Raw genomic sequence first — 21,603 nt, 5'->3', positions numbered from 1 at the left:
TTCTTCACCGACCAGGGCGTCTTCAGTCCAAGAAGGTGTTCGTACAGCGCGGTATCTTTCATGGCACGGTCAATCAATTTGGAAAACTGAATTGTGCTGGAGTGAAGGAAAATTCACAGTGGATTCGACGAAGAACCAAAAATATAACCGAAGTTGGGAAAGCTACTGCGTGCTTACGCCGGTAGGCCTCACAGATTTATTTGCGGTGGTAAAGGAACCCGTTTCGCACAGGCCTATTGCTCAACTGGTTGACTTCATTAGGCTACAGTCTGATAAGGCATTAGCCATGTCGGCGAAAGTTTGGGATGAGTTAGTGAGGATAGAAAAATCCGGTCTCGCGGACGCGGCTTTGATGAAAGAGGCGAGAAAGTTTCGTCAAGAGTATCTAGCTCACAGCGCCCAAGACTCCTTGTTACGGCCTTCCATAGAGAAAAGCTGGTTAAGGTGGAAGCTGGAGCACTAAGCACTAAATTTGCCTCCGTCGGCTTTTGCACAGCACCAGCTTCTGTTGCCATGTCTCTTAGCGCACACAAATGGGACAGCCGAAACCCCGCATTGCAGAGATTCGAGAAGATGCCTGGGTGAAGGTCGGGAGCCCGGGCGCTCACACAACCCGCCGAAACCAGACCAGAGAAAGAACCCCCGCCGCCAGCGCAAACGCCGCCGACAGCAAGGCCAGCAAGGCCGTGACCTCTGTCTCGCGCGTCTGCACCTGCATCCGTGTCCCCAGGTTCTCGTAGACGCTGCGCAGCGCTTCCGCCGTGCCCGCATGGTGGTACTCACCGCTGGTCATGCGCGCCACTTCGCGCAGGGTGGGTTCGTCCAGTTGCAGGTAGATGGGCATGCCTTCGGGCATCGCCCCGGGTCCGCCCACGCTGCCCAGGCCGATGACGTGGATGCGCACGCCCCGATCGGCGGCCATCTTTGCCGCTTCCAGGGTGTCCACGCCCGTCTTGCTGCCTTCGCGTATCAAGCTCGATTAACCGACTATTGCACCCGACAGTGCGACGCGAGACTTCTGGATGGAATGGGGAACGCTGGCGCCCGACGTTGAAGCGATTAGCAGGGCAGTTGAGTCCTTGCGCAGTCAGACCCGGAGCAAGGCGGCATGAATTGCCTGGCAGGCTACTGACTCCATTGCTGTACGATTTGGATCGAATCCCATGGTCTTGCGCATAGACCACACCTTGACCGACGGCGTGACGCGGTTGAGCGGTGATGAGCAAGAGTCCGTCAAGATCAAGGCCTTCGTGGTCAGGAGGAATGAATAAATTGCGCCAATTCCTGATCTACCAAAGCGAAGACGGCCGCACCCGCATCGACGTGATGCTGGACGCCGAAACCCTGTGGCTGAACCAGAAACAGTTGACCGAGCTGTTTGGCAAGGCCAAGGGCACCATCAGTGAGCACATCAAACACGTCTTTGAGGAGGGCGAACTGACGCCGGTGGCAACTGTTCGGTTATTCCGAACAGTTCAAACCGAGGGTGGGCGGGACGTCAGCCGCGAAGTCGAGCATTACAACCTGGACATGGTGCTGGCGCTGGGTTTTAGGGTGCGCAGCCCGGTGGGTGTGCGTTTTCGGCAGTGGGCCAATGACAAGCTGAAAGAGTACCTGGTCAAGGGTTTTGTGCTGGACGATGACCGCTTGAAGAACCCCGGCAAGGGCCGCGATTATTTTGATGAGCTGACGCGCCGGCTGCAAGACATACGCACCAGCGAGCGGCGCTTTTACCAGAAGATCACCGACATTTACGCCACCAGCGTGGACTACGACGCCAGCCACGCGCTGACTCAAACCTTCTTTGCCACGGTGCAAAACAAGGCGCACTACGCCATTCACGGCCAGACCGCCGCCGAGTTGATTGCCAGCCGCGCCAGCAGCAGCCAGCCCAACATGGGCCTGACAAACTGGGAGGGCGCGCGCATTCGCAAGGCCGATGTGGGCGTGGCCAAGAACTATTTGCATGAAGAAGAACTGCGCGCGCTGAACAATCTGGCCGAGCAGTACCTGGTTTTTGCCGACGGGCAGGCGGTGCGGCGCATTGCCATGACCATGCAGGACTGGATCAGCAAACTGGAAGGCTTTTTGACCTTGAACGACCGCGAGATTTTGAAAGGCGCAGGCAAGGTATCGGCGCAACTGGCCAAGACCCACGCCGGGCAGGAGTTTGACAAGTTCCGCGTGCTGGACGATGCCGGCTTCGAATCCGATTTCGACCGCATGGTGAAAAGCCTGCCGTTCAAAAAGCCCGGGAAGGATGATTGATGGACCCCGCATTGCAGAGCTTCGAGAAGATGCCTGGGTGAAGGTCAGGAGCCTGGGCGCTCAAACGACGCGCCGAAACCAGACCAGCGACATAATCCCCGCCGCCAACGCAAGCGCCGCCGACAGCAAGGCCAGCAAGGCCGTGACCTCCGTCTCGCGCGTCTGCACCTGTACCCTCGACCCCAGGTTCTCGTAGACGCTGCGCAGCGCTTCTGCCGTGCCGGCCTGGTGGTACTCACCGCCGGTCATGCGCGCCACTTCGCGCAGGGTGGGTTCGTCCAGTTGCAGGTAGATGGGCATGCCTTCGGGCATCGCCCCGGGGCCGCCCACGCTGCCCAGGCCGATGACGTAGATGCGCACACCCCGGTCGGCGGCCATCTTTGCCGCTTCCAATGTGTCGACGCCCGTCGTGCGGCGGCCGTCGCTCAGCAGGATGATCGCCGCAGAGTCGTACGAGCCCGGCGCCACGGGCGTGATCTGCTGGGGCGGCGGCTTGGCCTTGTCGTCCAGGCTGCGTCCGCGCGGCTTGCTGCCGAAGGTCATTTCTTCAAGGTTGATGTCCTGATCGGGGAAAAGCTCGGCCAGGCTGGTCACTATGGCGCTGCCGACGGCGGTGCCTATCTGCATCTGGAATCTGTCAATCGCCATGACCAAGGCGGGCCGGTCCAGCGTGGCAGCCTGCGCCACCTGGCTGCTGCCTGCAAAGGTGACCAGCGCGACTTCAATGTTTTTGGGCAGGTCTTGCAAAAACAGCTTCGCCGCCTCTTGCGCGGCCACCATTCGGGTGGGCTTGACGTCGCTGACCCGCATGCTGAGCGAAACGTCCATCGCCAGGATGATGGTGGTGCGTGCCCAGGGCAGCGGCACCCGCGCCATGGGGCGCGCTGCAGCCAGCAGCAAGCCCGCGCACGCCAGCAGCAGCAGGGCGGGTGGCACATGCCGCCGCCACTGGCGCCCGGCAGACGCAGCGCGAACAACGCCAATGCTGCTGTAGCGCACAGCCAGTTTTGCCCCGCGCCGCAGCAGCCAGAGGTACAGCAGCGGCAACAGGGGCAGCGCCAACAACAGCCAAAGGTAATGCGCCGACAGAAAATACATGGCGCTGATCTTGCCCCGGAAGCGGCTGGCAGGCAACCGCAGGGCATCTGTTCAGCGCTTCCCACAGGGGTCGAGCCGCAGTGGGTGAGGGGATGCACCCACCCAATGCTCGGATAAGCGCGCTTTGATAGCCTCTCGGGTATGAACCACCCGATTCGCTTGGTCACAGCCTTTCTTGGCCTGGCGCTGACCGCTTTGTCTGCCACCGCCGCCGACGCCTGGTCCGATCTGACCCAACCCGGCGCCATCGTCCTCTTCCGCCATGCCACCGCGCCTGGCATTGGCGACCCGGCCGAGTTCAAGCTCAATGTCTGCACCACGCAGCGCAACTTGAACGATCAGGGCAGGGCAGAGGCGCGCCAGTTGGGGGAGCAGTTCCGCAACCGCAAGATCACTGTGGGTGCGGTGTTGACCTCACAGTGGTGCCGCACGCGTGACACGGCGCGGCTGGCGTTTTGCAGTGATGTTGTGAGGGATGAGCCGGCTTTTAATTCGTTCTTCAGGGCCTCGGCCGGGATCAGCGATGCGCAGACGGCGCAGGCCCGCGCCATTTTGTTGCGCTGGCGTGGGCCGGGCACGCTGGTGGTGGTGACGCACCAGGTCAACATCTCGGCGCTGACGGGGGTGGGTGCGTCTTCGGCTGAAGGCGTGGTGGTCCGCCCAGCGGCGGACGGCAGCCTGAAGGTGCTGGGCTCGGTCACACCTTGAGAGCCCTGAGCGTGCCGCTCAGACCTTGGTGGATGGCCAGTCGCTGAAGGGGAAGGGCAGGGTCTCGGTGGCGAAGGACACAAAGCCGGCAATCTGGCCCAGGTAACGGCCCAGGCTGCGGCCAACGGCCTGCAGGCGCGGGTTGGGTTCGTCACTGAAAACGGCAAAGCCAAGCTGCAGCACTGCGACGGCGATCAGCACCCAGACGGCGAGCTGAAAGGTCAGGCACATCAGCAGCATGAGCAGGGCGCGCATCGGCAGCTTGCGCGGCGGAAGGGTGGCGAGGGCGGTGTTGGTCATGGTCAGATCCTTCAGGGTTGTCGTCAATACTGCTACCTCCATGATGGGGCCGGTTTGCGCTGCATCAAGCCTTCTTCTTGCCAACCCCTGCGGGTAAAGCGTTTCCCGAGTGCCAAGGCAAAATGGTGCCATGACACCCGATCACTTTTCTGCTGCCACCTCCGCTGTGCGTCGCCTGCCAGTGGTGACCGACAGCGATTTTCAGTCTCTGGCCGGGCTGCTGATCGACGCCGTGGACGGCGGCGCGTCGGTGAGCTTCATGCACCCCTTGCCGGTGCCCAGGGCGATGGCCTTCTGGCAGGGTGTGGCCGACGGGGTGGCGGGCGGACTATTTCACTGGCAGTTCATTCACCCACCAGAATTCGCAGCGCTTCTTCCACCCGCTTCATGTGTGTGCGTGGCAGCTCCGTGATGGGTTTCTCCCCCATCAAGCGCCGGTTGGAGATGGTGCGAATCTGGTCCACCAGCAAATCGGTTTCTTCCTTCATCTTGCCCAGCTTGCCAAGCGCAACGCGTAAAGGGTAACCGTCGCCCTGGGCATCGCGGTAGGTATTTGTTGTGCCGGGTATGACGATGGTGGTGGCATGCCCTGCAGCGTTGAGGGTGTTGGTCTGGATGACCAGCGCGGGTCGGCCACGCTTGCCTGGTTCTTCTCTGTGGGTTTGCGGCTCGAAGTCCACCTCCCATACCTGACCGCGCTTGACCTTATGCAAGGCCGTCCCCGGCGGTGGCGTCCATAGCCTCGTTTTCCGCCAGATGGCGAGCCGACAGTTGTTTCGAAAGAAAGGTCATACGCTCTTTGAGCAGCCGATCGTTTTTTTCGCGCACGGCCTCACGCACGTAGTCTGAGCTGGACATGTTGAAGGCGCTGGCCAGAGCCCTGGTTTGCTCGGCAAACTCGGTCGGGGCCCGAAAAGAGAGGGTTGCAGTGTTCATGCAGTAGTTCCATTTTGTATGACGTAATTGTAATACGTTTATGTGTTTGTATATGGGTCGACATGGCGCGGGCGGCGGGCGAGCTGGATCGACTGTTCAGTTGGCCTCGCCAGTCCCGCTTGCCCGCCTGCTCACAGCACCTCATTGAACACATAAAACAGGTTGTCCTTGGCCTTGTGCCACAGGCCGCGCTGTTGCCAGGCCTTGAGTTCGATCTCTGTGCAGCGGGGCGCGTACTTCTCGAACACCGCGTCGAGCTGGCCGGCGATGCCAGCGTCCAGAATGCCCAGCGTGATCTCGTCGTTGGTGTCGAAGGAGCGGTCGTCGAAATTGCTGGAGCCCAGGGCGCTCCACACGCCGTCAATCGTCATCACCTTCTGGTGCAGCAGGGTGTGTGGGTATTCAAACAGGCGCACGCCGCACTTGAGCAGCTTTTCAAAGTTGCGGTGGCCGGCGTGCTGCACCATCGGGTTGTCGGAGCCGCTGGTGGACGGCATCATCACGCGCACATCGACGCCGCGCTTGACGGCTTCGCCGAAGGCGTCGATGGCCTCGGGCTCGGGGATGAAGTAGGGGTTCTGGATCCAGATGCGCTTTTGCGCCAGGCAGATCACGGTGTGGTGAAGAATCTTCACCGCGGGGGCCGAGCCCTCGGGTTTGGCGTAGGCGGCGTGGATGGTGATATTGCCGGTCGGCGCCAGGGCCGGGAAGACGTCGTCTCCGACAAACAGCTCGCCGGTTTGCCCGCCCCAGTTCTCGCTGAAGGCGGCCTGCACGCTGTGCACGATGGGCCCTTGCAGGCGCACGCTGAGGTCGGCGAAGCGCTTGCCGTCTTCGGCGTTGCCCAGCCATTCGTCCACGACGCAGTGGCCGCCGACAAAAGCCTCGCGCCCGTCGATGACGGCGAGCTTGCGGTGGTCGCGGTCGTTCATCACACCGATGTTGTAGATGGATCGCTTGTGGAAAAACTCGAGCTTGCAGCCAGCGTCTTCCATTTGTTTACGCTCGGCCTTGCCGATCTTTTTGGAGCCGGTGGCGTCCAGCAGAACGCGCACCTTGAGGCCGGCGCGTGCGCGTTCGGACAGCGCGTCAGCCATGCGCTGGCCCAACACGCCTTCCTTCCAGAGAAAGGTCTCGAAATGCACGGTTTGCGTAGCCGCGCCTATGCGCTGGATCAGCGTGTCAAAAAACGCGCCGTTCTCCAGCAGCTCGACCGAGTTGCCGACGATGGCTGAGCCCAGGCTCAGGCCGGCAATCGAGGGGATCAGCTGGTCGATGGAGGAGCCGCTTTCGATTTTTAGTTTCGGGCTGCGGTGACGCCTGATGGACCAGATGACCAGGCCCAGCAGCACCGCCAGGCCCAGGAGCAGCGCGGCGGCACCGTGCAGCGCGCTGCCCAGAAAGGATGAATCGCTCATGCCAGGACGATGCCGCGAGGCTTTGCACCGGGTGTATCGCGCTGGGCCATGGCTGTCTCCTGAGGGGCTGGAGCCTGCAGCGTACTGCGCAGCGGGTCGCAAAGCTGTAGGTCATTGCCGCAGCGCGCTGAACGTGGTGTGCTTTTTGTGGCGTGGCAGAAGCAGGTGATGCAGCGGCTGCTATCAAAATAGTAGCTGCTTGGGCAATCTGTAAAAGGGCCAAAGGCCATTTTCTCTTGTAAACCGGGCTCAGGGCGCCTGCGGCCATACACGGGTGGCCATGACACGCCGCTGGTGCCTCGCCTCGCCAGCCGATGGCGTTTTTGCCTGCCGTCCTACAGCCCTGCGTTGCGCCGCCAACTACGCTGCACGCACATGACTGCGCCGCCGCCTTTCGAACACCCACCGTCCCGCTTCAGGCCAGTCGCCGCTTCTGTTGCAAACGGCCTTCGTCACCCGCACCTGCGCGGCCTGTTTTGGGGGCTGGTGGCGCTGCCCGTGCTGTTGCTGCTGTACGTGCTGGCGCTGATTCCTTTCACGCCCAGCATTGACGACCTGCGCAAGGCCAAGGCGGCCAAACCGTCGGTGGTGCTGTCTGCCGACGGGCAGGCGCTGACGGTGTTCAAGCGCGCCAACCGAGACTGGATCAAGCTGGCCGATATTTCGCCGCATGTGGTGGCGGCGCTGATTGCCACCGAGGACGGGCGTTTTTATTCGCACCGCGGCATGGACCTGCGGCGCACCCTGGCGGCCGCGATGAACACCGTGCTGGGCAAGGTGCAGGGCGGCTCGACCATCACGCAGCAGCTGGCGCGCAACCTCTACCCCGAAGAGATTGGCCGCGAGCGCACCATGACGCGCAAGATCAAGGAGGCGATCACCTCGATGAAGATCGAGGCGGTGTATTCCAAGGACGAGATCCTGGAGACCTACCTCAACACCGTGCCTTTTCTGTACAACGCCTACGGCATCGAAATGGCCGCACGCACCTACTTTGACAAGTCGGCCGACACCCTGGACGTGCTGGAAAGCGCCACGCTGATCGGCATGCTCAAGGGCACCAGTTACTACAACCCGGTGATCAACCCCGAACGCGCGCTGCAGCGCCGCAACACTGTGCTGGGCCGCATGGCCAGGCACCAGAAGCTGCCCGCCGACCAGCTGGCTGCGCTCAAACAGATGCCGCTGAATGTGAGCTTTGAGCGCCAGGAGCAGGAGCTTGGCCCGGCGCCGCATTTCACGCAGCAGTTGCGGCGCTGGATGATCGAATGGGCCGACCGCAACAGCTACAACATCTATGCCGACGGGCTGGTGTTGCGCACCACGATTGACGCCCGGCTTCAGGCCATGGCCAACGAAGCGGTGACACGCCAGGCAGACAGGCTGCAGGCCATCTCGGACGCGGAGTGGGCGCAAAAATCAGGCTGGGGGCCCAAGGGTGCCAAACGCGCGCTGATGCTGACGTTTGTGCGCGACTCGGCGCAGTACAAGGCCGGGCGCGTGGCCGGGCAATCGGACGATGAGGCGCTCCAGCTGCTGGCCGGTGACGCGGCGTTCATGCAAGAGCTGCGCGAAGACAAAACCCGGCTGCAGGCGGGCTTTCTGGCGCTGAACCCTTCCAACGGCCATGTCATGGCCTGGGTCGGCAGCCGCGACTTTGCGGTGGACCAATTCGACCATGTGGCGCAGGCGCGCAGGCAGCCGGGCTCAACCTTCAAGCCTTTTGTGTATGGCGCGGCGTTTGAAAACGGCTCGCGGCCTTACGACGGCTTTGTGGACCGGGCGGTGGACATTGCGCTCGGCGACGGCACCTTCTGGCGGCCCAGCGACGGCGGCGGACCCAGCGGCGCGCCCATGACGCTGCGCGAGGGCCTGGTCTATTCAAAAAACACCATCACCGCCCAGGTCATGCAGGTGGTCGGGCCGGCGCGCGTGGCAGCCCTGGCGCGCAGCATGGGTGTGCGCCATAGCAAGCTTGACGAGGTGTTGTCACTGGCGCTGGGCACCAGCCCGGTGACCCTGAAGGAAATGGTCGCCAGCTACGGCACGCTGGTGAATGACGGTCGTTATGTCGAGCCCATGGTGATCACCCGCGTGGAAGACCGAAATGGCCGGGTGCTGGAAGAGTTGCGGCCGGCGGTTGCGCAGGCAGCCATGTCTACCGCCGCCGCCAACATGCTGGTGGACGTGATGCGCGGCGTGATCGACCAGGGCACCGGCGCCGGCATACGCAGCCGCTACGGCATACGCGCCGACGTGGCCGGCAAGACCGGCACCACGCAGGACAACACCGACGGCTGGTTCATCCTGATGCACCCGCAGCTGGTGGCTGGCGCGTGGGTGGGATTTAACGACAACCGTGTCACCATGGGAAACCGCTGGGGGCAGGGCGCACAGAGCGCGCTGCCCATGGTGGGCGAGTTTTTTCAGCAGGCGATCAAGATGAAAGTGGTCGATGCGCGCGCCAGATTCTCCGCACCTGATGGCCTGAGCAAACAGGCGCCGCCGCCCGGTCTGGACCCGCTGCTGTTGCCTGGTGCGCCACTGGTCGAGGCCACGCCTGCCGAGCCGTCGCTGCTTGGGGCTGCCAGCGCGCAAGGCGCGCCGGCCGGCATGCCGACCAGCACGTCGGTGTTGTCGCCGCCCCGGATCAAATACGTGAATATCCAGATCCATCCGGCCGCACCGGCACCGGCGAGTGAGCTGCCGGTGGCTGATTTTCCCGCACCGCGGATCGTTTCGGAGCCCTGATCGCCTCAGCGACGCGGCGCATGGGCCGGCCGCAGCGCCAGCCACGCCATCAGCGCCAGCAGCGCGGCCTGTAGCGGCAGCCGCAGCACCAGTGCCCACCAGGGCACCGACGGAAACAGCGCCGGCTCCTGCAGCATGTAGATGTGGGCCGGCGTCACGGCGAGGGTCAGGGCAAACAACCCCCACAACGCGGCGCGCCGGGTCGGCCGCCACAGCAGGCCGGCGACGCCCAGCAGTTCGGCCCCGCCGCTGAGCAGCACGGCGGCGCGCGGCCAGGGCATCCATGGCGGCACGATGCGCATTTCTGCCTCGGTGAAGGCGAAGACCGGCGGACCCGGCCAGCTGTCGGGCGTCGGATTTGCTACTAAATAGATAGCGGCTTACGTCCGTCCGACAAGGGCTGGAGGCCGATTTGATGCCTGTTCGACGCACATGTCACTGGCGGCGCAGCCAACTGCCCGCCTTGCTGGGAAAATGGTGGTTTAAGCCCGACGCTCACGCCCCATGCCACTGCCCACCCCCCAAGCCCGAAACCACCTGCACACCCGCGCTGTCGAATACCGCGGCTACCGCCGCGATGACGGCCTTTGGGACATCGAGGCCGAAATGTCCGACACCAAAACCTACGCGCTGGAGCGTTCGGAGCGCGGCGACATGCCACCGGGCGCGCCCATCCACGGCATGGCGATCCGCGCCACGGTGGACGACCACATGACCATCCGCGAGATCAGCACCGCCATGGACCACACTCCCTTCGGCGAATGCCGCGCCGGTGTGGACCCGATGCAGCAGATGGTCGGCGTCACCATGGGGCCGGGCTGGCGCCAGGCGATTGAAAAAGCGCTGGGTGGCACCCGGGGCTGCACCCACCTGCGCGAGCTGTTGTTCAATATGGCGACCGCCGCCTACCAGACAGTGCCGGTCTACCGCGAGCGCCTGCGCCGCCAGTCGGGCGAGCCGGTGGCCGAGAACGCCGGGCCGCCTTACCACCTGGGCAAGTGCCTGGCCTGGGACTTCAATGGCGCGGTGGTGCAGCGCCATTACCCGCAGTTTGCGGGCTGGCAGCCAGTGAAGAAGATGTAAGCCGGGCTGAACCCGACGCTTCTGCGCCCCTGTCACAGCCCGTAACGCCGGGCTGGCGCCAGCGCCTACACTGGCAGGCGATGGAAAAGCTTTACGACCGCATCCGGCCTCTTGTCACGACATTTCTGACCAAGGCCCTTTACCACCTGCGCCACCCCACGCGCCGCGGGGTGCTGCTTTCGCTGGCGGCCCTGCCGCTGCTGCCTGTGCTGTACTTTGTGCTGCTGATTCCCTTCACGCCCAGCATCCGCGACATCCAGCAGTCGCGCACGCAGCAGCCGGCCCGGGTGCTGTCGGCCGACGGCAAGGAGCTGGCGCTGTTCAAGCGCGCCAACCGTGACCGCATCAAGCTGGCCGACATCTCGCCCAATGTGGTGGCGGCGCTGATTGCCACCGAAGACCACCGTTTTTATGACCACCACGGCCTGGACTTCACGCGGATCGGTGGCGCGGTGCTGCGCACTTTTGGCGGCGACCTGCAGGGCGGCTCCACCATCACCCAGCAACTGGCGCGCAACCTTTACCCAGAAGAGGTGGGGCGCTCGCGCAGCCTGACGCGCAAGTTCAAGGAGATCATCACGGCGCTCAAGATCGAGGCGATCTACAGCAAGGACGAGATCCTCGAAACCTACCTCAACACCGTGCCCTTTCTGTACAACGCCTTCGGCATCGAGATGGCCGCGCGTACCTACTTCGACAAGTCGGCCGACAAGCTCGACGTGCTCGAAAGCGCCACGCTGGTCGGCATGCTCAAGGGAACAAGTTACTACAACCCGGTGTTGAACCCCGAGCGCTCCAAAGAGCGGCGCAACATCGTGCTCGGGCAGATGGTCAAACACAACAAGCTGGACGCCAAACGTTTCGAGGCGCTGAAAAAACGCCCGCTCAAGGTCGACTTCGAGCGGCAGACCGAACCGCTGGGCGCAGCGCCGCATCTGGCGCAGTATCTGCGCCGCTGGCTGATCGACTGGGCCGACCGCAACGACTACAACATTTATGCCGACGGCCTGGTGGTGCGCACCACGCTGGATTCGCGGCTGCAGAAGCTGGCCAACGAGGCGGTGACGCGCCAGGCCGACCGCCTGCAGGGCGTGGCCAACAATCAGTGGGGCCCGCGCGCCTGGGCCAGCAAGAAAAGCCTGGTGCGTGCGCTGGTGCGCGAAACGCCTGAGTACAAGGCCGCCAGGGAAGAAGGCCAGGACGACGAGGTCATCTTCAAACGGCTGCTGGCTGACACCAGCTTCATGCTGGCGCTGCGCCAGGACAAGACGCGGCTGCAGGCCGGCTTCATGGCGATGGACCCGACCAACGGTCATGTGAAGGCCTGGGTCGGCAGCCGCGATTTTGCAAAAGACCCGTTTGACCATGTGCAGCAGGCGCGCAGGCAGCCGGGCTCAACCTTCAAGCCTTTTGTCTACGGCGCCGCGTTTGAAAACGGCGCGCGGCCGACCGACACCTATATGGATGATGCGGTCGAGATTTCGCTGGGCGGTAACCAGGTGTGGCGGCCTACCGACGGTGGCAACGGGCCCAGCGGCATGCCGATGACGCTGCGCCGAGGCCTGATGTATTCGAAGAACACCATCACCGCGCAGGTGATGCAAAGCGTGGGTCCGGCCAAGGTTGCCAAGCTGGCGCAGGCCGCTGGGGTGCGGCAGAGCAAGCTGGAGCAGGTGATGTCGCTGGCGCTGGGCACCAGCCCGGTCACCCTCAAGGAAATGGTCGCCTCCTATGCCACCATTGCCAACAAGGGCGCCTACATCGAGCCCTTTATCGTGAGCAGCATCGAAGACCGCAACGGCAAGGTGCTGGAAAGCTGGCAGACCAAGGCGCCCGAGCAGGCCATGGAGGTGGCCACCGCGCAGACGCTGGTGGACGTGATGCGCGGTGTGGTGGACCAGGGCACGGGCACCGGCATACGCAGCCGCTACGGCATCCAGGCCGACGTGGCGGGCAAGACCGGCACCACGCAGGACAACACCGACGGCTGGTTCATATTGATGCACCCGCAGCTGGTGGCCGGTGCGTGGGTGGGCTTTAACGACAACCGCATCACGCTGAGCGACTACTGGGGCCAGGGCGCGCACAGCGCGCTGCCCATCGTCGGCGACTTTCTTGCGGCCTCGCTGCGCAGCAGGGTGGTGGACGCGCAGGCGCTTTTTGACGTCCCCAAAAATTCCAGCGCGCCGGCGCCGCAGCTGTCCAACCCGATCAACGACTGGTTCAACAGCCTTTTCCCCCAGGCCGGGCAGGCGGAACCGCCGATAGCCCTGCCTGACGGCAGTCCCGTCCCGGGCTACCCGCCGCCACCGCCGCCGCAAGCGCAGCCGCAGCCGCGCTCGCAGCCGGGTGTCGGGGTGGTTATCCCTTCGCAGCCAGCACCTGGCGCGCCGCCGCAGTTTGTGGTGGTGCCGGGGCGGCCGGTGATGCCGCAGGAGCGCGGCAGCAGTGGCGGCATCCCGATATTGCGCGAGTTCAACTTGCCGGCGGATTCCGCCAACCGCTGAGGCCACCGACGCTGCGGCAAGCAGCGGGCGGCAGCGGTGCCTACAATCGACCGGCGCGCAATCATCAGCCGCCATCATCCGACCCCGGATGTGACGCCCGACGCTGCGCCTGCTCCTGATTGCCTGCCCCCCCATGACCACCGGCTCTGCCACCCTCTCCGCAGCCACGCGGCGATCCATTGCCCTGCTGTCCTTTGCCACCTTCTCCAGCATGGCGGTGCAGCGCATCTGCGACGCCATGCTGCCCGAGCTGTCGCGTGCCTTCGCCGTGAGCCTGGCGCAGGCGGCGCAGGTGGTGTCGGTGTTTGCGGTGGTGTACGGACTGGCGCAGCTGGTGTATGGCCCGCTGGGCGACCGCTTCAACAAGTTTGGCATCGTCGCCTTTGCCACGCTGGCCTGCTGCGTGGGCAGCGTCGTAGCGGTGTTTGCCGGCAGCCTGGACGTGCTGGTGCTGGCGCGCGTACTGGTGGCACTGGGCGCCGCGGCCATCATCCCGATGTCCATGGCTTGGGTGGGTGACAACATTGCCTATGAGCTGCGCCAGGAAACGCTGGCCCGCGTCGGGCTGGGCACCACGCTGGGTCTGGTCGGCGGCCAGCTGGTGGGCGGGCTGGTCACTGACGCGCTGGGCTGGCGCTGGGCCTTTGGCCTGACCGCCGTGCTTTTCGCGGTGGTGGGTACGCTGCTGTATGCCGACTGGCGCCGCCAGCAAGCTGCGCCCTTGGCGGCGATGGCTTCGGACGTGCCGCTGTCGCGGCCGGGCTTTGTCGCACAGGCCTTGACCATCATCACCGGACCCTGGTCGCGCGTGGTGTTGGCTGTGTCTTTTGTCGAGGGCGCGGCGGGTTTTGGCGTGCTGGCGATCTGGGCGTCCCACCTGCACGGCTCGCTGGGCCTGTCACTTGCGGCGTCTGGCGCCATCGTGGCGTTGTTTGGCCTGGGCGGCATGTTGTACATGACGGTGGCGCGCCACCTGATCCGCCGGCTGGGTGAGCGCGGCCTGGCCCGCGTGGGGGGTGCCCTGGCCGGCGTGGCTGCCATCGTGCTGGGCCTCACGCCCTGGTGGCAACTGGCCCTGCCGGCCAGCCTGCTGGCAGGGTTCGGGTTTTTCATGCTGCACAACACGCTGCAGACCAACGCCACACAAATGGCGCCTGACGCGCGCGGCACCGGGGTCTCGCTGTTTGCAGCGGCGCTGTTCCTCGGGCAGTCGGTTGGTGTGCTGCTGGCGGCCAGCCTGGCTGGGCGTATGGGCGCCGGCACCGTGATTGCGTTCAGCGGTGCTGTGCTGATCTTGCTGGGTGCGCTGTTTGCGCGCGCGCTGCACGGGCGTGACGCGCTGCTGCACCCCGGGTGAGACATCGGTCTGCCCGCAACGCCACCGCATGTGATTCAATCCTTCATTCAGCCCTTTCACTCACGACGCAAAGCACACCATGGCATCCGCACAGGGCATCACCACCGACGACCACAAGCTGTTTCCGTCGCCACGCAACCGGCACCGGGTCATCTTTCCGCACCAGGTGTTTGTGCCTTACCCCTACATGCTGATTGACCTGGAGAGTTATTACCTGCTGGGCAAGTTCAGCCTGTTTGCGGCCTGCCGGCTCAGCGACAACAAGATGGGGCAACTGGTCACGCTGGAGCTGCCCGAGGACGAAGTAAAGTTCAAGGCGAGGTTTGTGCCGGACTGAGTCTGTACCGGGGTTTATACACAAGAAATTGGCCTCCAGCCCTTGTGCAGTGGGCGTAGTTAGCTATCAATAAGATAGTAATCTTCAAACCCATTGGCTGACGCATACTGTTGTCCATCATGGCGACTGCTCCCCGCAAAACCACCAGAAAGGCCACGCTGGCCGTGGCAGAGGCCGACAAGGCGCCGGCCAAAGCGAGACCGCGCGCCAAAGCTGCCGGCAAGCCGCGCACACCGCGCAGCCACCACTATCACGTCTACGTGATCGAGCTGTCCGACGAAGTGTGGAACGTCGGGCGTTTCCGCCGCGCCAACCCGGACTGGCAGCTTGGCAAACCCTTTGTTTATGTCGGCATGACCGGGCTGGACCCCGATGTGCGTTTTGACAAACACAAGGCCGGCATCCAGTCCAACGTGTACGTGCAGAAGTGGGGCGTGCGCCTGCTGCCCGGCCTGTACGCCATGTACAACCCCATGCCTTACGAAGGCGCGCGCGACATGGAGGTCGAGCTGGGCATTGCGCTGCGGGAGTTGGGCTATGGGGTGTGGCAGGCGTAGAAGTGGTTTTTAGATGGTTGGATCAGTTTGCGTGTGCAGCAAGCGCAAAGCCGCTTGAGCGACAGGGGCGGCTGTTCATGCCTGATCGATGGATGGGTCAGTTGACGCACACCGCCGCAATCTGGTGCCGGATGGGCACGATGATCGTGGGCAGCACGAGTGCCTGAATGTCAACCTGCGCGAATCCGGACGACCGCAGTGTGGCTCCGGTATCCCGACACAGGTCACAGCCCTCGAAAACCCACTTCCACGGCTTTTTGATCAGGCGCTGCACGCCATGACTACCAGAGCCGACCGGGGCCACCACATGCTCGATGCAGGCAAACCGTCCCCCCGGCTTCAGGACGCGACGCACTTCGGCGATGACCTGTTCTGGATTTTCGACGGAGCAGAGCACGAGCGAGCAGAAAATGAAGTCGACGGACGCTGGCGGGACATCGAGTTTCTCGCCGGCGAGTCCCCGCAGATCCAGGTCGATCCCGTACTGCTTGGCGCGTCGACGGAGCACCGGGTGCATATACCCATTCGGCTCGATGGCAATGAGGCGGGTGCCCCGGGGCAGGTACCGAAAATTGGCGCCTGAGCCGGGGCCAAGTTCGACCACGTCGCGAGGCACTTGTTCGAACAGGCGCGACTTCAGGTCGCCGTACTTCCAATGCATGTAGCCCTCGAGAGCTGCGAAAACCCACGCATTGAATGGACCGCGAACCGGGTTGTCGATCATGGCGAATACGTTCTCGCGTCAATCTGCGCTGTAAAGCCGAACCGTCTGACATGCGTGACCAAAGTGCCCGACGTTCGGGATTTGAGGCAATTTATCGGACGACTGTGCATCCTGCATCGTAAATGTATTCCGGTGCATGGGGGTCGACGTTCAGATAGTCGCGCTGTAGTCCTACGTCAACGCGCAGTCGAAGCGCTTAGTGTCTGCCTACCCGCTTTCGCCATGGCCCGGTGCCATCCCACAGTCAGCGGCGATTCACATCCAATTAGCTGAAAGCCAAAGGAGATTTCTCATGACGACACGTCGCCAGATTATCCGGATCGTTCCGACATTGCCCTTGTTGACTGCGGCAGGCGCTACCGCACTTCTTGCGGCTTGCGGTGACAAAAAGCCGGTCAATGTTGCTGCACCTGCGGCATCGCCGGCGCCCGTGGCTGCGGCCCCCGCCGCGCCGGCAACGCCAATGGCGCCGCCGGCATCACCAACTGCGGTCGCTACGGGCCCGCTGGTCGACGAAAAAGACCCCGCTGCCGTGGCTTTGGGGTACACCGCCGACGCGTCGAAAGTCGATAAAACCAAGCACCCGCAATACGTTGCGGGCTCAGCCTGCTCTAACTGTGCGCTGTATCAAGGTGCTGCGGGCTCAGCGCAAGGCGGCTGCCCGCTGTTTCCAGGCAAGCAAGTCCTGGGCAAGGCCTGGTGCAACGCCTGGGCTAAAAAAGTCGCATAGGTAGACGGGCTGGATGGACCTGACCCGACCAGGGAAAGAGTCGCGGTCAGTCTCCAGTCAAATCAGGTGACCATGCCGGGCAACAGCCCAGGCAGTTGTGCCTGGCGAAAGCACAAAGTCGTCTTGCATTTCAGAGCCAGCGCTGCACTGCCTCAGTCGTATCAGTCGGCCTGGTGTTGAAGCACAGCTTGGCCTGAGGCGCGTGGGCGTGTACGACGTTGATCAACTTTTCAAACAACAGGAAGTTTCCTGCAATCGTCCGTACACCCGCCCCGATGAGGATGCAATCGAACCGCTTCTGAGCCAGTTGGTCCCGAACAACCGCCTCAGCAGTTTCGCCAAAATCGGTCAGGCACATTTGCACGTCGTAGCCGAGGTCACTCAAGCTGTGTTCAGAGGCTTTGAGGCCAGCCAATACCTTCGCTGCGTCCATGCCAGGGTAAGCCGCGTAGTCGGGGTCAGAAAAATCGATGAGGGTGGGTTGCAAGCCAATCACCAGGACACTTTTCTTGTCTGTCATAGCTTTCTCCAGGTAATCTGTGCTTGGCGGAAGGCAAGCACGGTGATGATTGTGAACGGGAAGCGGGTGTATGAGCGTGGTATTTTTTCAGCTGCCTGACGAGGCAGCAAAAAAATGTCGCCGACTGCCTTTGCTGGCAGCTTTCGGGGGTACTTGACCCCTTTCGGTGCCTGAAATCGAGCGCTGTTGGTCATGCTGCAGGGGCGATTTTTCATGTCATTGCTGCTCAAGAGGGTGCGGAGTTTTCTTGCAGCCTCAACGTTGAAATTCAGCGGCAGGCGCAGCCATCCGATGGAATGACCCGTTAACTTGAGTCCCACTCACGCAAAGCTTTCCTGCAAAGCCTGCTGCGCCAACGCATTGATACTTTTACCTCTTGCTTGCGCCGCAATTGCGAGTTTTTCGTGCAATTGCGGGGAAATCCGCAGGTTAAATTTCCCAGAAAAGTGTCGCTTGGGTTCAATGCCCTTCTCGCCACACACTTCAAGAAAAACATCAAGCGAACGCTTGAACTCCGCACGGAGCTCCTTCGGATTCTTACCGTAGAAATCTGCGCCACCGTTCAGGCCGAGAATTTCGCCCCGGAACATGTCAAGATCAGGATCAAATTCAATCGTTGCGTGATAGTCGTCAACAGTCATTACGTTCATGGTTCGACTCCGTGTTGTTCCAGCCATTTGCGGATAGATGTCACCGCGCCTTTGTCTGTGTTAGGTGATGGATGCGGACGGTGAAAAACCCGCACTTCGCCAAACAAAAAGACAGAAACGCGACTGCCTGCCCGCTCATCAATCTCAGCCCCCAGTTCAGCGAAAAGGCTCACAACATCGCGCCACTGGACATTGCCGCTTGTTGGCCGCGAAAAAATCAATTCAACAATTCGCTGATGCCTGCGTTTCATTGACTCATAGTACCATTTTTAGGTACCGAAAACAACTATGATTTTCTGATGGCAGGGTAGCAAGTTAACGTTCGACATGAGAGGCGTTCACAAGCGGGCGAAGCCTGCTTGTGAACGTCCTCTCGATGGAGGGGTTAGGCATCGCGTCGTCCGTGCGATCACTACGCTCTTACCACCGTAGCCCCAACCTCGACCAACTGCCCTGCGTAGCCGAGCCGGGAAACTCCAAGAAGCGTTGCAGGAGGAACCTGCCCTGCAAAGAATTCCGTCGTAGCCTTCCACGCCGCAGATAGCTGATCTTGCTCACCGACAACATAAACCACGAGTTGCCGCACCTCGGCCAGCGCAAATTCGTGAACGGTCAGAATAGTGCTCAGGTTGTGAAGGCACTGACTTGCTTGAAGAAACGCATTTCCAACACCGACAAGTTGCCCCTGAGAGTCGTGTGGCACTTGACCAGCTAGAAAGAGCTGGTTACCGACGCGCGATGCGTACTGGTACTGGGGTGTCGCGGGCATTCCTGCGGCACGCTCCGCTTCATTCATCATGCACCTGCCTCTGTTCTTCAGCCGACATCGATTGCCACCATTCTTCCCTAAGATGCCTAACGATCAGCGTTTATCTGCCGAGAAACCAAGCTGGAAGAAACCAAGAGACCCCCTTCGGTAGATAAACCACGTTGGACTGAACCGCTGAGGTCGCGGCGGATTACAGGGGATTGTAAGTTTGGCAGGCCGTGCTGTGGGCGCAGATCTGGCGCTGCGCATCTTCCAGTGACGGTTTGTCCTGTTTTGGAGGCATTGCGCTGGGGCAGTCCATCGCCGGGTGACGGCTCAGATCGCCCCGCCCAGTCGCTGGACGCGGCACGACCCCAGCATGCCCCGCGCGGCCACACCCGATGCCCCGCCCAACCCTGTTTGCATAGCGGGCCGTCATGGTGGACCCGTGCTGTGCGGCATGGACTCCGATCCGGGGTCCGGAATGACAAACCAGGGGGATAAAGGCCTGGCCCTTGTCAAACCGCAGCCTCTTCCCCCAACCCCCAGGCCGCCAGCGTGTAAGCCCCACCATGCACCACGCCTTGTCCGGTTGCCATTGTTGCCTTGCGGCTGCGCACATCGGCGCGGTACTGCGGACGGGCGCTGCTGGCGGCTGCCTCGGCAAGTTGTGCGCGGCGCAGCGTATGTCGTCGAGGTCGCGTTGGGCGCGGGTTATGCAGACCGGCCCCGGGCGGGAGGCGCCTGTCTGACACGGAATCAGTTTTGGCACCTACAGCCCCGCCGCGCCTGGCCATTACCCTCGAGAGAGGTGTTTTTGCGCCACATCACACCGGCGCATTAAAGCGACACATCCAAAAACGGCACATCCAAAAAGGCAGCGATGGAATTTTCAGCAGGAAACGAGCGAAAGGCCAGGGTGGTTGAACAACGCTCCGCGCAGCGGTTTGCCTTGGCCCTGCGTCTGACGGTGGATGGCGGTGAGGGTGCCACGCACGACCTCAGCGCGACCGGGCTCTACTTTGAGTCGGAGCGGCGCTACGAGGTGGGTGAGCGTATTGAGCTGGTGCTGGAGTTTCCGGGCGGCAAACGTGTCTATCCGCTGACCTGCGAGGCCCAGGTGGTCCGGGTGTCGGCGGTGGGGGCAGGGTTCAACATTGCCGTGCGCTTGCTGACACCCCTGTTCAGCGACGCGGCTTAGCCTGGTACCGCGCCCTTCGCTGTCGCCACGGTGGCACCGTTACCACTGGGGCTGGCATAAACTTCGCGGGTTCAAATCCAGGAGACTTTCATGCTCACACTCTGCGGCTTTCCCGTGTCTAACTATTACAACAAGGTCAAACTGGCCCTCCTTGAAAAAGGCGTGCCGTTTACCGAAGAAGTGGTGCTGACCAAAAGCACCGATGATGCGGTGCTCAGCGCATCCCCGCTGGGGAAAATCCCGTTCATCCGCACCGAACACGGCGGGCTGTGCGAAAGCCAGGCCATCCTGGACTACATCGAGGCCGTCTGGCCGCAGCCGCCCTTGTTGCCGTCCGATTCATTCGCCGCAGCCAAGGTGCGCGAGCTGACAACCTATATCGACTGGCACCTTGAGATGGTGGCACGCCAGCTTTATGGGGCGGCTTTTTTTGGTGCCGAGCCGTTGAGCGAGGCCAATCTGGCCCGCATCCGCAAACAGCTGGAAACCAACATCGCAGCCTTCAAGAAGCTGGCGAAGTTTTCGCCCTTTGTGGCGGGGGACAGCTTCAGCCAGGCCGACTGCGCTGCGTTTGCCAACCTGCCACTGGTGGGCATGGCCAGCAAGGTGGCGTTTGGCGAAGATTTGCTGTTGGCCGGCGGCGTGGACTACAAGGCGTATGTGAAGCTGATCGCCGAGCGGCCTTCGGCGCAAAAAGTGCTGGCCGACCGCAAGGCTGCGCAGACCAAGGTCTGAGTCGGACGATGCTGCTCGATGAGCAGATGCTCTGGCGCTGCTCCAGTGTGTTCTGTCGGCCATAGAACTGATGGCCGTTCATGCAGGCGCTGGGGAGGGTCCGCGCACACTGTCCTGCAGCCTTCGATGCGCCGCTGCCCCCGCTGATCGTCCCTGTCGACTAACACACTCTCTTTGCGGGAAGGCACCTGGTGGAACCCGCAGCGTGAACACCTGCGCAATGCCGCGTGCTTTCTTGATGTGCATCAAGCCTGCGGCGGGCGTTGGCTCTTATATTGCATCCATGATCACTCATCCTGCCACGCAAGAACCGGCGCCGCCCGGCGAACCACTGGTCAGCTTTTCGCAGTGCCACCTGGGCATCCTGTCGCAGTTGCGGGCGTTTGAGGAACTGCCCGCGCTGCAGGCGGCTGCGGCGCAGGCCCGCACCATCGCGACGCAAACACTGAGCTTGTTCAAGGACGCGGTGTACGAGCACCATGCGGACGAAGAAAACGAATTGTTCCCGGCTGTGTTGAGCAGCGCCGCCAAGGGTGAAGAAGCCGACTGCGCACGCGCCATGGTGCAGCGCCTGACGGCGGAGCACCGCAAGATCGAGGCGTGCTGGACCATGCTGGCCCCCTCCGTCAAGAACGTCGCCAAAGGCCGGCCGGGGGAGCTCGACCTGAGCGCAGTAGAAGAGCTGGTGCATGCCTACACGGCCCATGCCCGTTTTGAGGAAGAGCAGTTCCTGCCCCTGGCCCAGACGATCCTGGGTCGCAATAACAACCACATGGAAGCCCTTGGGTTGTCGTTGCACCTGCGGCATGCGCCGCAGCCGGTCGGACACATTTAGCCCGTCACCGCCTGCCGGACGTGCGCGACGGGTGGGCTGAAATTTTTGGCGCTGGCAGCAGTGCGCAGCGTTTTGTCGTGAGGTATATGGGAAGATCACCTCGCGTTGAGTCCCCGTCCCGTTTCAGCGCTTCTGGAGCG

General features: G+C 62.6%; 27 protein-coding genes. 14 read left to right on the top strand and 13 right to left on the bottom strand.

All coding sequences use genetic code 11. The annotated features are described in order from the left end of the window. Nucleotides 1–463 (top strand): hypothetical protein (locus ACESMT_RS08375; RefSeq protein ID WP_372826106.1); only part of this gene is annotated, 463 nt, incomplete at its 5' end. A gap of 141 nt (nt 464–604) precedes the next feature. Here ACESMT_RS08375 and ACESMT_RS08370 read toward each other — a convergent pair. Next, nucleotides 605–973: a hypothetical protein gene (locus tag ACESMT_RS08370; protein ID WP_372826105.1), complete on the bottom strand. Its 369-nt coding sequence runs from the start codon at nt 971–973 to the stop codon at nt 605–607. Nucleotides 974–1,263: 290 nt separating this feature from the next. Between ACESMT_RS08370 and ACESMT_RS08365 the strand changes: the two genes are divergently transcribed. Then, nucleotides 1,264–2,268, top strand: a complete 1,005-nt coding sequence (locus ACESMT_RS08365; protein ID WP_372826104.1) for a virulence RhuM family protein — start codon at nt 1,264–1,266, stop codon at nt 2,266–2,268. Nucleotides 2,269–2,328: 60 nt separating this feature from the next. Here the strand turns inward: ACESMT_RS08365 and ACESMT_RS08360 are convergent, their stop codons facing one another. After that, complete coding sequence (locus ACESMT_RS08360; RefSeq protein ID WP_372826103.1) at nt 2,329–3,366, bottom strand: VWA domain-containing protein; 1,038 nt, start codon at nt 3,364–3,366, stop codon at nt 2,329–2,331. A 141-nt stretch (nt 3,367–3,507) separates the two neighbouring features. Between ACESMT_RS08360 and ACESMT_RS08355 the strand changes: the two genes are divergently transcribed. Next, nucleotides 3,508–4,074: a histidine phosphatase family protein gene (locus ACESMT_RS08355; RefSeq protein WP_372826102.1), complete on the top strand. Its 567-nt coding sequence runs from the start codon at nt 3,508–3,510 to the stop codon at nt 4,072–4,074. Between the two features lie 18 nt (nt 4,075–4,092). Here ACESMT_RS08355 and ACESMT_RS08350 read toward each other — a convergent pair whose 3' ends face one another. From ACESMT_RS08350 to ACESMT_RS08335, 4 genes are all read right to left on the bottom strand, one after another. Next, the gene (locus ACESMT_RS08350; RefSeq protein WP_372826101.1) at nt 4,093–4,374 is read right to left on the bottom strand and encodes a DUF4389 domain-containing protein; all 282 of its coding nucleotides are present in this window, start codon (nt 4,372–4,374) and stop codon (nt 4,093–4,095) included. Between the two features lie 344 nt (nt 4,375–4,718). Next, nucleotides 4,719–5,087 (bottom strand): type II toxin-antitoxin system PemK/MazF family toxin, encoded by a 369-nt coding sequence (locus tag ACESMT_RS08345; protein ID WP_372826100.1) that lies wholly within the window; start codon nt 5,085–5,087, stop codon nt 4,719–4,721. Beyond that, entirely contained in the window at nt 5,080–5,310 is a 231-nt protein-coding gene (locus ACESMT_RS08340) for an antitoxin of toxin-antitoxin stability system (RefSeq protein ID WP_372826099.1), read from the bottom strand. The genes ACESMT_RS08345 and ACESMT_RS08340 overlap by 8 nt, the downstream gene beginning before the upstream one ends. A 131-nt stretch (nt 5,311–5,441) precedes the next feature. Beyond that, nucleotides 5,442–6,728, bottom strand: coding sequence for a phosphatidylserine/phosphatidylglycerophosphate/cardiolipin synthase family protein (locus ACESMT_RS08335; RefSeq protein WP_372826098.1), 1,287 nt, complete (start codon nt 6,726–6,728; stop codon nt 5,442–5,444). A 375-nt stretch (nt 6,729–7,103) separates the two neighbouring features. Here ACESMT_RS08335 and ACESMT_RS08330 point away from each other — a divergent pair, with 375 nt between their 5' ends. Then, nucleotides 7,104–9,479, top strand: coding sequence for a penicillin-binding protein 1A (locus ACESMT_RS08330; RefSeq protein WP_372826097.1), 2,376 nt, complete (start codon nt 7,104–7,106; stop codon nt 9,477–9,479). 5 nt (nt 9,480–9,484) lie between these two features. On the opposite strand, the gene ACESMT_RS08325 is transcribed toward ACESMT_RS08330, so the two are convergent. After that, a complete protein-coding gene (locus tag ACESMT_RS08325; RefSeq protein ID WP_372826096.1) occupies nt 9,485–9,772 on the bottom strand; it encodes a hypothetical protein in 288 nt (95 codons plus the stop codon). Nucleotides 9,773–9,983: 211 nt separating this feature from the next. Here ACESMT_RS08325 and ACESMT_RS08320 point away from each other — a divergent pair, with 211 nt between their 5' ends. From ACESMT_RS08320 to ACESMT_RS08300, 5 genes are all read left to right on the top strand, one after another. Then, on the top strand, nt 9,984–10,562 hold the full coding sequence (locus tag ACESMT_RS08320) for a DUF2889 domain-containing protein (protein ID WP_372826095.1): 579 nt from the start codon (nt 9,984–9,986) through the stop codon (nt 10,560–10,562). Nucleotides 10,563–10,642: 80 nt separating this feature from the next. Then, nucleotides 10,643–13,069 carry a penicillin-binding protein 1A gene (locus ACESMT_RS08315; RefSeq protein ID WP_372826094.1) on the top strand — a complete coding sequence of 809 codons (2,427 nt, stop codon included), beginning with the start codon at nt 10,643–10,645 and terminating at the stop codon, nt 13,067–13,069. Between the two features lie 133 nt (nt 13,070–13,202). Then, nucleotides 13,203–14,426 (top strand): MFS transporter, encoded by a 1,224-nt coding sequence (locus ACESMT_RS08310; RefSeq protein ID WP_372826093.1) that lies wholly within the window; start codon nt 13,203–13,205, stop codon nt 14,424–14,426. A gap of 79 nt (nt 14,427–14,505) precedes the next feature. Further along, entirely contained in the window at nt 14,506–14,763 is a 258-nt protein-coding gene (locus tag ACESMT_RS08305; RefSeq protein WP_372826092.1) for a hypothetical protein, read from the top strand. A gap of 260 nt (nt 14,764–15,023) precedes the next feature. Further along, entirely contained in the window at nt 15,024–15,320 is a 297-nt protein-coding gene (locus ACESMT_RS08300) for a hypothetical protein (protein WP_372826109.1), read from the top strand. A 97-nt stretch (nt 15,321–15,417) separates the two neighbouring features. Here the strand turns inward: ACESMT_RS08300 and ACESMT_RS08295 are convergent, their stop codons facing one another. Further along, on the bottom strand, nt 15,418–16,044 hold the full coding sequence (locus ACESMT_RS08295; protein ID WP_372826091.1) for a class I SAM-dependent methyltransferase: 627 nt from the start codon (nt 16,042–16,044) through the stop codon (nt 15,418–15,420). A 463-nt stretch (nt 16,045–16,507) separates the two neighbouring features. On the opposite strand from ACESMT_RS08295, the gene ACESMT_RS08290 reads away from it, so the two are divergent. After that, nucleotides 16,508–16,774, top strand: coding sequence for a high-potential iron-sulfur protein (locus ACESMT_RS08290; RefSeq protein WP_372826108.1), 267 nt, complete (start codon nt 16,508–16,510; stop codon nt 16,772–16,774). A 130-nt stretch (nt 16,775–16,904) separates the two neighbouring features. Here the strand turns inward: ACESMT_RS08290 and ACESMT_RS08285 are convergent, their stop codons facing one another. The 4 genes from ACESMT_RS08285 to ACESMT_RS08270 are packed head-to-tail and all read right to left on the bottom strand — an operon-like array spanning nt 16,905 to nt 18,087. Further along, complete coding sequence (locus ACESMT_RS08285) at nt 16,905–17,294, bottom strand: hypothetical protein (RefSeq protein ID WP_372826090.1); 390 nt, start codon at nt 17,292–17,294, stop codon at nt 16,905–16,907. Then, nucleotides 17,291–17,614 carry a hypothetical protein gene (locus tag ACESMT_RS08280; protein ID WP_372826089.1) on the bottom strand — a complete coding sequence of 108 codons (324 nt, stop codon included), beginning with the start codon at nt 17,612–17,614 and terminating at the stop codon, nt 17,291–17,293. Before ACESMT_RS08280 ends, ACESMT_RS08285 begins: the two co-directional genes overlap by 4 nt. Continuing rightward, nucleotides 17,615–17,944, bottom strand: a complete 330-nt coding sequence (locus tag ACESMT_RS08275; protein WP_372826088.1) for a type II toxin-antitoxin system HicB family antitoxin — start codon at nt 17,942–17,944, stop codon at nt 17,615–17,617. It abuts the gene before it with no gap. Then, on the bottom strand, nt 17,941–18,087 hold the full coding sequence (locus ACESMT_RS08270; protein ID WP_372826107.1) for a type II toxin-antitoxin system HicA family toxin: 147 nt from the start codon (nt 18,085–18,087) through the stop codon (nt 17,941–17,943). Before ACESMT_RS08270 ends, ACESMT_RS08275 begins: the two co-directional genes overlap by 4 nt. Between ACESMT_RS08270 and ACESMT_RS08265 the strand changes: the two genes are divergently transcribed. Next, nucleotides 18,025–18,198: a hypothetical protein gene (locus ACESMT_RS08265; RefSeq protein WP_372826110.1), complete on the top strand. Its 174-nt coding sequence runs from the start codon at nt 18,025–18,027 to the stop codon at nt 18,196–18,198. The two genes, ACESMT_RS08270 and ACESMT_RS08265, sit on opposite strands and share 63 nt — an antisense overlap. A 158-nt stretch (nt 18,199–18,356) precedes the next feature. Here the strand turns inward: ACESMT_RS08265 and ACESMT_RS08260 are convergent, their stop codons facing one another. Next, the gene (locus tag ACESMT_RS08260; protein ID WP_372826087.1) at nt 18,357–18,740 is read right to left on the bottom strand and encodes a RidA family protein; all 384 of its coding nucleotides are present in this window, start codon (nt 18,738–18,740) and stop codon (nt 18,357–18,359) included. An 835-nt stretch (nt 18,741–19,575) separates the two neighbouring features. Here ACESMT_RS08260 and ACESMT_RS08255 point away from each other — a divergent pair. From ACESMT_RS08255 to ACESMT_RS08245, 3 genes are all read left to right on the top strand, one after another. Further along, nucleotides 19,576–19,893 (top strand): PilZ domain-containing protein, encoded by a 318-nt coding sequence (locus tag ACESMT_RS08255; protein WP_372826086.1) that lies wholly within the window; start codon nt 19,576–19,578, stop codon nt 19,891–19,893. Between the two features lie 90 nt (nt 19,894–19,983). Beyond that, nucleotides 19,984–20,628, top strand: coding sequence for a glutathione S-transferase family protein (locus tag ACESMT_RS08250; protein ID WP_372826085.1), 645 nt, complete (start codon nt 19,984–19,986; stop codon nt 20,626–20,628). A 283-nt stretch (nt 20,629–20,911) separates the two neighbouring features. Continuing rightward, nucleotides 20,912–21,463: a hemerythrin domain-containing protein gene (locus ACESMT_RS08245; protein WP_372826084.1), complete on the top strand. Its 552-nt coding sequence runs from the start codon at nt 20,912–20,914 to the stop codon at nt 21,461–21,463. The last annotated feature ends 140 nt before the right edge of the window (nt 21,464–21,603 follow it).

The organism is Polaromonas sp. (assembly GCF_041689105.1).
GTDB lineage: Bacteria > Pseudomonadota > Gammaproteobacteria > Burkholderiales > Burkholderiaceae_C > Polaromonas.
Note: the sequence above shows the minus strand (reverse complement) of the source record. Positions and strands in the feature narration are given on the sequence as shown.

Bases quoted from the DNA above. Each gene is read 5' to 3' on its own strand.
- ACESMT_RS08365 (WP_372826104.1), top strand. From the start codon at position 1,264: ATGAATAAATTGCGCCAATTCCTGATCTACCAAAGCGAAGACGGCCGC.
- ACESMT_RS08360 (WP_372826103.1), bottom strand. From the start codon at position 3,366: ATGTATTTTCTGTCGGCGCATTACCTTTGGCTGTTGTTGGCGCTGCCC.
- ACESMT_RS08355 (WP_372826102.1), top strand. From the start codon at position 3,508: ATGAACCACCCGATTCGCTTGGTCACAGCCTTTCTTGGCCTGGCGCTG.
- ACESMT_RS08350 (WP_372826101.1), bottom strand. From the start codon at position 4,374: ATGACCAACACCGCCCTCGCCACCCTTCCGCCGCGCAAGCTGCCGATG.
- ACESMT_RS08340 (WP_372826099.1), bottom strand. From the start codon at position 5,310: ATGAACACTGCAACCCTCTCTTTTCGGGCCCCGACCGAGTTTGCCGAG.
- ACESMT_RS08335 (WP_372826098.1), bottom strand. From the start codon at position 6,728: ATGAGCGATTCATCCTTTCTGGGCAGCGCGCTGCACGGTGCCGCCGCG.
- ACESMT_RS08330 (WP_372826097.1), top strand. From the start codon at position 7,104: ATGACTGCGCCGCCGCCTTTCGAACACCCACCGTCCCGCTTCAGGCCA.
- ACESMT_RS08320 (WP_372826095.1), top strand. From the start codon at position 9,984: ATGCCACTGCCCACCCCCCAAGCCCGAAACCACCTGCACACCCGCGCT.
- ACESMT_RS08315 (WP_372826094.1), top strand. From the start codon at position 10,643: ATGGAAAAGCTTTACGACCGCATCCGGCCTCTTGTCACGACATTTCTG.
- ACESMT_RS08310 (WP_372826093.1), top strand. From the start codon at position 13,203: ATGACCACCGGCTCTGCCACCCTCTCCGCAGCCACGCGGCGATCCATT.
- ACESMT_RS08305 (WP_372826092.1), top strand. From the start codon at position 14,506: ATGGCATCCGCACAGGGCATCACCACCGACGACCACAAGCTGTTTCCG.
- ACESMT_RS08295 (WP_372826091.1), bottom strand. From the start codon at position 16,044: ATGATCGACAACCCGGTTCGCGGTCCATTCAATGCGTGGGTTTTCGCA.
- ACESMT_RS08290 (WP_372826108.1), top strand. From the start codon at position 16,508: ATGGCGCCGCCGGCATCACCAACTGCGGTCGCTACGGGCCCGCTGGTC.
- ACESMT_RS08285 (WP_372826090.1), bottom strand. From the start codon at position 17,294: ATGACAGACAAGAAAAGTGTCCTGGTGATTGGCTTGCAACCCACCCTC.
- ACESMT_RS08275 (WP_372826088.1), bottom strand. From the start codon at position 17,944: ATGAACGTAATGACTGTTGACGACTATCACGCAACGATTGAATTTGAT.
- ACESMT_RS08260 (WP_372826087.1), bottom strand. From the start codon at position 18,740: ATGAATGAAGCGGAGCGTGCCGCAGGAATGCCCGCGACACCCCAGTAC.
- ACESMT_RS08255 (WP_372826086.1), top strand. From the start codon at position 19,576: ATGGAATTTTCAGCAGGAAACGAGCGAAAGGCCAGGGTGGTTGAACAA.
- ACESMT_RS08250 (WP_372826085.1), top strand. From the start codon at position 19,984: ATGCTCACACTCTGCGGCTTTCCCGTGTCTAACTATTACAACAAGGTC.
- ACESMT_RS08245 (WP_372826084.1), top strand. From the start codon at position 20,912: ATGATCACTCATCCTGCCACGCAAGAACCGGCGCCGCCCGGCGAACCA.